Annotated in this window: 10 protein-coding genes and 1 tRNA gene; all 11 read left to right on the plus strand. The window is 31.6% G+C overall.

The annotated features are described in order from the left end of the window. Nucleotides 1-117 precede the first annotated feature (117 nt). Nucleotides 118-1,083 (plus strand): hypothetical protein, encoded by a 966-nt coding sequence (locus LPB248_RS12910; protein WP_177211811.1) that lies wholly within the window; start codon nucleotides 118-120, stop codon nucleotides 1,081-1,083. Continuing rightward, the gene (locus LPB248_RS12915) at nucleotides 1,043-3,403 is read left to right on the plus strand and encodes a hypothetical protein (RefSeq protein ID WP_177211812.1); all 2,361 of its coding nucleotides are present in this window, start codon (nucleotides 1,043-1,045) and stop codon (nucleotides 3,401-3,403) included. The genes LPB248_RS12910 and LPB248_RS12915 overlap by 41 nt, the downstream gene beginning before the upstream one ends. A gap of 10 nt (nucleotides 3,404-3,413) precedes the next feature. Then, entirely contained in the window at nucleotides 3,414-3,818 is a 405-nt protein-coding gene (gene mce, locus LPB248_RS12920; RefSeq protein WP_095928359.1) for a methylmalonyl-CoA epimerase, read from the plus strand. Nucleotides 3,819-3,964: 146 nt separating this feature from the next. Beyond that, nucleotides 3,965-4,038: transfer RNA gene (locus tag LPB248_RS12925), tRNA-Ile, on the plus strand. A 127-nt stretch (nucleotides 4,039-4,165) separates the two neighbouring features. After that, nucleotides 4,166-4,987: a hypothetical protein gene (locus LPB248_RS12930; RefSeq protein ID WP_177211813.1), complete on the plus strand. Its 822-nt coding sequence runs from the start codon at nucleotides 4,166-4,168 to the stop codon at nucleotides 4,985-4,987. Between the two features lie 178 nt (nucleotides 4,988-5,165). Then, on the plus strand, nucleotides 5,166-5,501 hold the full coding sequence (locus LPB248_RS12935; protein WP_073410405.1) for a helix-turn-helix domain-containing protein: 336 nt from the start codon (nucleotides 5,166-5,168) through the stop codon (nucleotides 5,499-5,501). A gap of 92 nt (nucleotides 5,502-5,593) precedes the next feature. Continuing rightward, nucleotides 5,594-6,826 carry a primase-helicase family protein gene (locus tag LPB248_RS12940; RefSeq protein ID WP_177211814.1) on the plus strand — a complete coding sequence of 411 codons (1,233 nt, stop codon included), beginning with the start codon at nucleotides 5,594-5,596 and terminating at the stop codon, nucleotides 6,824-6,826. A gap of 267 nt (nucleotides 6,827-7,093) precedes the next feature. Further along, nucleotides 7,094-8,026 (plus strand): toprim domain-containing protein, encoded by a 933-nt coding sequence (locus LPB248_RS12945; protein WP_177211815.1) that lies wholly within the window; start codon nucleotides 7,094-7,096, stop codon nucleotides 8,024-8,026. A 121-nt stretch (nucleotides 8,027-8,147) separates the two neighbouring features. Then, on the plus strand, nucleotides 8,148-8,528 hold the full coding sequence (locus LPB248_RS12950; RefSeq protein ID WP_177211816.1) for a plasmid mobilization protein: 381 nt from the start codon (nucleotides 8,148-8,150) through the stop codon (nucleotides 8,526-8,528). Beyond that, complete coding sequence (locus LPB248_RS12955; RefSeq protein ID WP_177211817.1) at nucleotides 8,525-9,550, plus strand: relaxase/mobilization nuclease domain-containing protein; 1,026 nt, start codon at nucleotides 8,525-8,527, stop codon at nucleotides 9,548-9,550. Before LPB248_RS12950 ends, LPB248_RS12955 begins: the two co-directional genes overlap by 4 nt. 19 nt (nucleotides 9,551-9,569) lie before the next feature. Next, a complete protein-coding gene (locus LPB248_RS12960) occupies nucleotides 9,570-10,121 on the plus strand; it encodes a hypothetical protein (protein WP_177211818.1) in 552 nt (183 codons plus the stop codon). The last annotated feature ends 232 nt before the right edge of the window (nucleotides 10,122-10,353 follow it).

Genomic DNA, 10,353 nt, shown 5'->3' on the forward strand with positions numbered 1-10,353 from the left:
TTCTAAAATTTTGGTGTTTCAAACATTTTAAAATGATATAATTTCTTACTTTTGAACTAAAATATAATTTTCTAAGTTTTGTTCAAGCGAATTTTTCCAGTTTTGTTTCTCTTTTTAATGTTATCATGCACTAAAAATGAAAAACCTGTAATCTCTTTTTATTACTGGAAAACGTTGTTCAAATTTTCAAAAACAGAAAAAGAAGTTTTGAATGAGAATGGTGTTCAAAAGCTGTATGTAAGGTATTTTGACATTGGACTTCATCCTGAATCAAATTTACCCATTCCCATAAGTCCTATTCGATTTGAAGAAAACCCAAAAAGCTATACAATTGTTCCGGTGGTTTTCATTCAAAACAAAGTAATGCTACAACCCAATCTTGATGTGGAGAATCTAGCTCAGAAAACTTTTGATTTTATAGAACAGATTAATTCTAAAAACGAAATTACGTGTCAGGAAATTCAAATTGACTGCGATTGGACTTTAAAAAGCAAAGACAATTATTTAAAATTTATTGAGGTTTTTAAAGAACTTTCGAAAAAGAAACTTTCAGCTACCATTCGATTGCATCAGGTGAAATACTTCAAAAAGACAAAAATCCCAAATGTCGATTTTGGAGTTTTAATGTATTATAATATGGGATCGATTGCGCCCGATTCTCTAAATTCTATTTACGATCAGAAAGTGGCAGAACGATATCTTAAAAGTTTAAAAAGATATCCGCTGCATCTTGATTTTGCTTTTCCAATTTATTCTTGGGGAGTTCATATTAGAAATAATAAAGTGATTGGACTGCGCTCTAAAATGAGCAGTGCATCATTAGAAAAAGATTCCAATTTTGAAAAAACAAGTCCGATTTTTTTTAGGGTAAAACATTCCAATTATAAAAATGGCGTTTTTTATGAAGAAAATGATCTTTTGAAAATAGAAGAGATAAAACCAGAGGATTTAAAAGAAATGGCAGAAGATTTGCAAGATCATCTTGTAGAAAAGCCAAACGAAATTATATTTTACGATTTAGACGAATTCAATTTAAATAATTATGAGAAAAATACTTTTAAGCAGATTATTTCTTGCTTCTAGTGCCGTTTTGCTTTCTGCATTCGGAATTATATACGCCTGTGCAGATGGAGATTGGGATTATTTCGGTGCCTATAATTCAAATTTTACTCCAGAAACTTTTGCTGACAAATCGTATTCGCCTTTGTTTCTGTCAGGAGGAATATTTTACGGAATTGGTTTTGATACCCAACACAATTCTCGTTTTAATAAAAATATAAAATCAGATTGGGCTGATTATTTAAAAGGAAAAGTCGACACAACAACAGTCAATTATTTTTTGATTGGTGACGAAAAGCCTAGATATTATTCTGATGACAAAAATACCATCAAAAACAAAGAAGAAATTGAAGGTTTGCATGTTTATTATAAAACGAAAAAAGAAAATAAAAGCACGCAAAAATGGGGGAAAAAGCTGAATCTGAAAGATGAGAAAGTAAAAAACTTTGTAGAATTTCTGTATTTGGCTCAAAAAATAGAAACGGTTTCAATTGGTGATGATTATTGGAGTTATGATCCTGTCGTGGCAAAAACCTTCAATGATGCCAAAATGATTCAGTCCATAGAGAATGTGTACAATACTTTGTCTGATCCATTTTTGAAAAACAGATATTGGTTCTTAACCATGAAAGCTCGTTTTTATAGCAATGACAAACAAAAAGCAATTGACTTTTTTAATAAAACCGAAAGTTCTGTTGCAAGGAATACTTTGTATTATCGCGCTTTAGCGTATGTTGCTGGAATTAATTATAAGCAGAAAAAATATGCGACTTCTAACTGTTTATATGCTCAAGTTTTTGATAAATGTCCAGAATTAAGAGTAGTTACAGCTTATAGTTTTAAACCGAAAAACGAGTCAGATTGGATTAAAGCTTTGGCAATGGCAAAAAACAACAAAGAAAAAGCGGCGCTTTGGGCGATTCACGGATATTATAAAGACGAAAAACAGGCGATTGAAAAAATCTACGAATTAGATCCAAAAAGCGAGCATCTAAATTATTTAGGGACAAGATTGGTTAATTCGCTAGAACAAAAAATAAATAATTCGTTTCAGGTAGATGGGCAAGGAGAAAATCAGAAACCGAAACCGCAGACTGTTGCCGAAAATAAAGCAGAAAATAAAACAAAAGTAGACAATAGCGCTGTTGATTTGATAGCTAAAATTTCTGCTGCAGGAAATACGGAAAAACCATATTTATGGGATATTGCCATTGGATATCTTCAGACCTTAAAAGGAGATTATGCAAATGCAGATAAAAATTACAGCAAAGCTGAAAAAACACTTCCGAAAACAGAATTGGCAGGAATGCAGCTTCGTTTATTGCGTTTTGTGAATAATTTAAGCAAGATCGATAAGCTGACAGATAAAAATGAGAAAACCATTCTAGCTGATTTGAATTGGCTGTACACTGAACTTCCTAAAAATTATAAAGGAGACACATTTCGTTATCAAAATGCTTCTTCATGGAGCAGAAGCTATTTGTCACATTTGTATAAAGAAAAAGGAGATCAGGTTATGGCCGAGATTTATGGAGAATCACGCTACAGTTATTGGAACGACGGAAATGCTTATTATGATAATGAAAAAAATCTACTGGCAATAAAAGGCTTTTTAGAAAAATCTAATAAATCTGAAATTGAGAAAATTGGTGCAGGAATTTATAGTTTAAAGTTGAAAGATATAAATAATTTTCAGGCGGTTCAGGCGACTTTCAAAAACAAAATTCCAGAAGCGATTGAATTCATGAAACAAACAGATTCAGTTCAATATTATAAATTCTTAGGAAATCCGTTTAACGGAAATATTAAAGATTGTCACGACTGCGAACATGCGGCGTATCAAAAGCGAAAATATACTTTCATGGATTTCTTAACTACCATAAAAGAAATGCAGGATAAATTGGCTCAAAAAGAAGATGTTTACACGAACAGTCTTTTGCTAGGAAATGCTTTTTATAATATTTCTCATTTTGGAAACGGAAGAACTTTTTATGAAATGAGTATTGTAGGTTATGGTTCAAGTCCATATTCGTTTAGAGATTCGATGAAAGAAATGATTACAAATAATTCGGTTTCTAAAATGTATTACCAAAAAGCATTTGAAGCAGCTTCGAACAAAGAACAAAAAGCAAAATGTTTGTATCTGATTTCAAAATGCGAAAGAAATGATTATTACAATAAAAAATATAACACCGTAAATAGTTATTGGGAAATTCAAGATGATAAAGTTAATTTTATTGCTTGGAACTCATTTAAAGCTTTAAGAAAAGACTATTCTGATACCAAATATTATCAGGATGTTATTGCAGAATGTGGTTATTTTAGAACATACACGAATCAATAAATTTGAAACAATGGTAAACAAAATAGAACATATCGGAATTGCAGTAAAAAATATGGATGATGCCAATGTTTTATTCGAAAAAATGCTTGGCGTTCCGTCTTATAAAATGGAAGCCGTGGAAAGCGAAGGTGTATTAACTTCTTTCTTTCAAACTGGAAATAACAAAATCGAACTTTTGGTGGCAACAAATCCAGAAAGTCCGATTGCAAAGTTTTTAGAGAAAAAAGGAGAGGGAATTCATCATATTGCTTTTGATGTTGATGATATCGAAGCCGAAATAGCGCGTTTAAAAAATGAAGGTTTTGTCTTGATTAATGAAGTTCCGAAGAAAGGAGCAGACAATAAATTGGTTGTTTTTCTGCATCCGAAGAACACAAATGGCGTTTTGGTCGAGCTTTGTCAAGAAATTAAATAAAAAAATGTCATTTTAATTTTTTAATAAGATGTTGAAAATCAATTTCGTTTTTGAAATTCGACAAAAGTTTTGAAATTAAATTAAAATGATGTCTTAAAATATTTGGAGTGAATGAAAAATAGTAGTAATATTGCATCCTCTAAACCGGTCCTATAGCTCAGCTGGTTAGAGCACCTGACTCATAATCAGGTGGTCCCTGGTTCGAGCCCAGGTGGGACCACTACTAAAATCAAGCCTTCGCAGAAATGTGAAGGCTTTTTGTTTTCTAATGACGAGCATTTGACGAACATCAAGTGTTTTATAATCAATTAGTTTTGCTTATTTTTATAGAAACTAAAGAATAAAAAATGGCTAATTCTATCTACATCTTATCATTTATTCTGTTTTTTGCAAAATATGTTGTTCCTGTATATTTGCTTTTTAGGCTGTTTTTCATAGTTAAGCCGCTAATTGTAAAGTTTTACTTTGATGAAAAATTTAATTATTACGTAGGAACAAACAAAAGCAGGTTGTTGATTTTGATTCTACTTTGCTTTTTGTCATTTTTTCTAGGAACCTTTCTTGGTAGGGAGGTTATGGGTATTTCAGGTACTTACAAAATAATATTGAATCTCTTTTTGCTTGTTCTTACTCAATTTATTTTGTTTTGTATGTTTGAAATAAAGACTCCCAAGAATATTTTTAAAATAGTAAAAGATTGTTTTGAAAACCCTAAAGAAATATTTAAACAACAAGAAGTTGTTTTTGAAGAAAGTAATGTAACTGGATCAATAAATCAGAATGGGGTAAATTTTAAAGATGCTGTAAATCTAACCAATGGAGATATTATTAAACAGATTCATCGAAGAGAGTTTGATTTAGTAATAGAGAAATATATTAATATTTTTCGAGATAATTCTTCAATTGAGAATCTTTACAAGCTGTGTAATGGAATCGAAATAAAAGAATACTCAATTTCAATAAATATCGATAATAAAAGAAATTCAAAACAGAACATAGTAGAAATATTAACTTCTCTTTTCAATATTCAAAAAAACTGGAATTCTCAGATTAAAGATAAAACAAATACTAAAATTATTGATTTTTTGAATAAGTATATTACAATAAATGATGGAGATAAAACTTTACACATTAACGATTTTACACGATTATTTGTGAAATCGGTTTAGACTCTATGTAAAATGTGATTACTACAATATGCTCTTTCCAACTAAAATAAACTAAAGTGATTCGTCCTTCTTGAGAATTTATCATTATTGATTATTTTAGATATGTAAATTGTTTTTACACGATTTTTTATATCGCCAAAGCTCTCTAAACTTGTCTTGTAATTCAAAAATTAGAATCATGGATACAAGTAATTTTACTTCCAGAATTGATCGATTAGAATTGATAATACTGGAACTGGCGAAGAAACAAGATGCATTCATTAAGAAAGCATTAATGAAATTGTCTTTAAATAGTAAAGATGTTTATTCCTCTGAAGAAGCTGCTGAATTTTTGTCTATAGAGGTCAAATATATTTATCAGCTCACCCATCAACGAAAGATTAGGTATTCCAAGAAAAAAGGTCAAAAAAAAATCTATTTTAGAAAAGAAGATCTTCTTGATTATTTAAACGGAGAAATCATTAGCACGACTGAAGATCTTGAAAACTCAAATGCTAGTTTGTGGAAAAAATGAAGCGTTCAACTTCCGCAAAATGAGCGCATAAAATCCCTTTATTTTTAATCAAATTCTTATGGCACGCTCGTAAGAATTATAATTTGAATCTTATGGACTTAGATATTCCCTATATCCGAGTAGGAACTTCCTATTTCAAAATTATAGATAAACCTTTAATTTCAGGTGATAAAGTAAAAGTAATGGTTCGGTGGAATCGCGAGACAATTATTACGGATCACGGTAAATCATTTTTAAACGATATATCTAAATTAGACGGGTTTTGCTGTATTCCTAACCATTTTGGCTACGAGCAGATTGTAGATGATTTTTATAACACCTACCATGAACTGCCGAACCAGCCCGCAGATAAAAATTTTTCAATCGATGAACTTGAAAAATTGATTCCGAATTCATTGCAGTTTATCCATCATATTTTTGGAGAACAGAATGAACTGGGCTTAGACTACATAAAACTTCTATATGAAAAGCCAACGCAGACATTGCCAATTCTTTGCTTAGTAAGCAAAGAGCGATCGACTGGAAAAAGCTCTTTTATAAAATGGCTCAAAGCAATTTTTGGTATGAATATGACTTACATAAAAGGCGATTCATTTGGTTCGCAGTTCAATTCTGATTGGGCAAGCATGCTGCTTGTGGCAATTGATGAAGTGTTTTTTGATAAAAAAGAAATCACAGAACGATTAAAATACCTTTCTACTACCGACAAAGATAAAGTAGAAGCAAAAGGAAAGGATCGGCAAGAAATTGAATTCTTTGCAAAATTTATTCTTTGTTCTAATAATGAAGATAATTTTATCCAAATTGACGAAGAAGAAATCCGTTTTTGGATTCGTAAAATTCGCACCATAAATACAGAAGATGTATTCTTTCTTGAAAAACTGAATAAAGAAATTCCGTATTTCTTAAAGTACATCCAAACCAGAAGCTATTTTTCTCAGCAGAAAACAAGAATGTGGTTTAAACCCGAACAGATCATGACCGCCTCTCTGTTAAAGCTTGTAAATCGAAATAAAGAAGAAATACTCATTCTTGAACTCGTACATGAATGCTTTGAGAAAATGGAAGAGGATGAATTAAAATTAGCTCCTAACGATATTTTTATGCTGCTGAGAAAGCAAAACAATAGACTGAATATTTCTGCTAATGAAATAAGAAATATTCTCAAACGATGGGGTTTTTCGCCTGAAGATAATACGAAGTCTTATTACGGAATTGAATTATTGTCTCATGGTGAATATGTCAAAGTAGATCGCAGAGGACGTTTTTATACGATAAAAAAGATTTTGTTCTATAAAATATTTGATGCTTTGATGCAGGATTAAGATAAAGTGTTGTAATTGAATGAAATACACCTGAATCAAACCTTGCATCAAACTAAAAAAAGATCCTTTTTGATGCAAAACTGATGCAGAGAAAAAATAAAGTGATGCAATGATGCAGCCATTGATGCAGAACAATCGTACTAAAATCAATGCATTAGACGGTATTTGCTTCAAAGCATCAAAAAAAGCAAAACAAAAATTCTTTTTTTTCAATAGCAAAAAGCAGACTTGTACCAATCAAATAGAAGATTTACAAAAAAAATAATTATGGAAAAGTTCAGCTGTAAAATAGCAAATGAAATTGATCTGGTTGATTATCTTAAAATATTAGGGCATGAACCATCAAAAATAAAAAATCAGGATTATTGGTATTTATCTCCACTTAGAAATGAAAACACCCCCTCCTTTAAAGTGAATCAAAAATTAAATTTGTGGTATGACCATGGGCTAGGCAAGGGAGGAAATGTAGTTGATTTTGGAATTGAATATTTTAGATGTACAGTTTCTGAATTTTTACAGCTTTTAAATGGAAACAATATCTCTTCGGCTATAAGTTTATCAAGCAAGAATAATAATCGCCTGCCTTCTAATCTAAGTTTTGCTAATGAAAAAAAAGATATTCTGTCTGATAAAATTGTCATAGTTGATGTACGGACATTGGAAAACAAAGTGTTGCTGGATTACTTAGAGAAGCGGAATATTCCGCTCGAAATTGCAAAACAGCATTGCAGAGAGGTTGAATTTTCTTTAAATGCAAAAAAGCAGACTGCGATAGGATTTAAGAATAATGCGGGAGGATATGAATTGCGAAGTGAAAATTTTAAAGGCAGCAGCTCACCAAAAGATATCACTTTTATAGATAACCAGGCAAAATCAGCAGCAGTTTTTGAAGGTTTTTTCGATTACCTCTCTTATAAAGTAATGAACGAAAAATCGGCTAGCCAACAAACAAATTTCCTAATACTTAATTCGCTGTCCTTTTTTAACAAGTCCATACAGTTAATGGAAAAATATGAGCGAGTAAACCTCTATTTAGATAGGGATACAGCAGGTCTAAAATTAACTGGTGAAGCTTTGCAAAGACAACCTGCTAAATATACTGATCAAAGCTTTTTATATGACCAGAAGAAAGATTTAAACGAATGGCTAAACGAGGCACAGAAAGTAAATCGAAGCCAAAATTTTAGGCGATCCATATAACGTCCGAGTGGTAGCCAGCTATGTTTTGGTAAAACCAAAACGCTGGCTCATCTCATGCTGCCGCATTCGTTGAGGTTTTTTTTTCATGCTGTCGCATTCAAAAAATAAATGATGAAAGATTATGGAACAGGAGAATGGAACTAAAAAGAAAAGTGGAGGAAGACCAAAAAAGGAAATTAAAAGGGACCAGCTGATGGCAATTAAATGCACACTCTATGAGCGTAAGATAATTGAAGCCAAAGCTAAAAAATCAAATCTTACCGTTTCCGAATATCTTCGTGAGATTGGATTGACTGGAAAGATTGATTACAGAAATAAAGCCCTTCCAAAAGAAATTTTAAGTTTTACCGGAATGCTCAACCACTTGGCAGCCAACCTGAATCAGATAGCAAAAAAGAGAAACAACAATGATGAATTAAGCCCGCTTGAACGGGCAGAATTAAAAGTGCAGTCGGGGCAGGTTAAAGATCTTGCCGTCCAAATTAAAAACTTTATGTCATGATAGGTCATGTAAGCATAGGCAGCTCTTTTTACCATTGTATTAGCTACTGTCTGGAAGATAAAATAGAATTGTCTGAAGAGAAAAAACTTATACTTGCAATGCAAGATCATTTGCAGCATAAAGAGCGTGCAGAAGTATTAGAGTATAACAAATGCTTCGGTAACAAGTATGAACTTACACAGCAGTTTAAGGATGTTAGAAAGTTAAGCAGGCGTGTTGAAAAACCAATGCTGCACCTGACCCTGCGTTTAGCCCCAGGAGATACATTAACCAAAGAACAATTTAGGGAGATTGGCAGGGAATGCGCTAAAGAGTTCGGTATAGCAGACAACCAATACATCTGTGTACTGCATAAGGATACCAAAGAACAACATATTCATATCGCAGCCAATCGTGTAGGCTTTAATGGTAAGGTTGCCAATGACAGCAATAGTTATAAACGCATGGCTGAACTTTGTCGTCGTCTCGAAAAGAAATATGGTCTTCAGAAAGTATTAAGTCCAAAGGCGTTTCTATCTCCTAAAGATAGATTATTGCCTCGCCATGACAGTAGAAAAGAAAAAGTAAAAGCAGATATCCAACAGACATTAAAGTCTGCTAGTTCTTATTTAGCATTTGAAAGACAAATGCGGAATTTGGGTTATAAAGTTCTAAAAGGCAGGGGTATTTCTTTTATAGATGATAAAAAAGTAAAAATAAAAGGAAGTGAAGTTGGTTTTTCATTAATAAAAATTGAAAAGATATTGCATCAGAAACAACGGAATTCAATGAGAAACAAAAACATAGATGAAGAAAAAAATCGTAACAGGGATAGTCAGTCGATAACCAATTCTTTCAAAACTGAAAAACAGTACGAAGAAAAGCAAAGCTATAACCTGGAAAAAACAGGAGAGGAAGTTGTTAAGCAAATCTTAGGAGTTATTGGACAACTAATGAATTCTGAATATGCACAAGATTATATCGACCCTGAATTACAGAGAAACCTCCAAAAAAAGAAAAAGAAATCAGCATTAAGAAGATAACATTAAAAAAAATAATAGTATGGAAACAAATGCAAACAAAGGTCATATAGAACGAGAGACGTTGCAATTAGTACTGGAGGAATTTACACAGGAACAGAAAACAAATAACCAGCATATTGGAGAACTTATTATTGCAGTTAACAATGTAGGCTTTAAAATCGATGCATTTAAAAAGGAGCACGAAATCGAAAAAAATGTTTCACAGCCCTTAGATATTAAACCAATAGAGGCTATCCTGCAAAAAAGTTTTCTAGATATAAAATTTATGATTGGCAGACAGCCAAAAAGTATCACTAGGAAATTTCAGATTTTGTTATTTCCCGAACAGGACGCAAAACTTTTTTACAAAATTGTTTTTGGCAGGTGGTTTTTATGGCTTGCTATAATGATAGCCCTAATCAATCTTTATAATTGGGGAATACATTATAGCGACAATAACAAAGAAATTGAAATGCAACAAATACAAAACGATAGAATAATAAAAGCTTGGAAGGACATGTATACTAATAATAATGCAGAAACTAAAGAACTTATGAAAAAAGCTTATGTAAACTCATTAGAAAGTAAATGAAATTGAAACATAGCATAAAAAGAAGTTTTTTGCTAGTATAATTCAAACGGAGAACGGGGAGAAGAGGAATACCATCGACAAAAAATAAAATAAATTAAAATAATTAATTAGTTAAAGATAAAGCTAATTAAAGTTCTTGTTAAAGGATTTCGAAGCTGTTAAATTAAGTAAAAAAAATAAATTGTTAAAAAGAAATGATGTGACAAGATGATTTAGTTGTTTTTTTAAATTC

This window comes from Flavobacterium sp. LPB0248 (genome assembly GCF_013388355.1).
Classification (GTDB): Bacteria; Bacteroidota; Bacteroidia; order Flavobacteriales; family Flavobacteriaceae; genus Flavobacterium.

Coding starts and splice junctions, on each gene's coding strand:
- LPB248_RS12910 (WP_177211811.1), top strand. CDS start 118: ATGTTATCATGCACTAAAAATGAAAAACCTGTAATCTCTTTTTATTAC.
- LPB248_RS12915 (WP_177211812.1), top strand. CDS start 1,043: ATGAGAAAAATACTTTTAAGCAGATTATTTCTTGCTTCTAGTGCCGTT.
- mce (WP_095928359.1), top strand. CDS start 3,414: ATGGTAAACAAAATAGAACATATCGGAATTGCAGTAAAAAATATGGAT.
- LPB248_RS12930 (WP_177211813.1), top strand. CDS start 4,166: ATGGCTAATTCTATCTACATCTTATCATTTATTCTGTTTTTTGCAAAA.
- LPB248_RS12935 (WP_073410405.1), top strand. CDS start 5,166: ATGGATACAAGTAATTTTACTTCCAGAATTGATCGATTAGAATTGATA.
- LPB248_RS12940 (WP_177211814.1), top strand. CDS start 5,594: ATGGACTTAGATATTCCCTATATCCGAGTAGGAACTTCCTATTTCAAA.
- LPB248_RS12945 (WP_177211815.1), top strand. CDS start 7,094: ATGGAAAAGTTCAGCTGTAAAATAGCAAATGAAATTGATCTGGTTGAT.
- LPB248_RS12950 (WP_177211816.1), top strand. CDS start 8,148: ATGGAACAGGAGAATGGAACTAAAAAGAAAAGTGGAGGAAGACCAAAA.
- LPB248_RS12955 (WP_177211817.1), top strand. CDS start 8,525: ATGATAGGTCATGTAAGCATAGGCAGCTCTTTTTACCATTGTATTAGC.
- LPB248_RS12960 (WP_177211818.1), top strand. CDS start 9,570: ATGGAAACAAATGCAAACAAAGGTCATATAGAACGAGAGACGTTGCAA.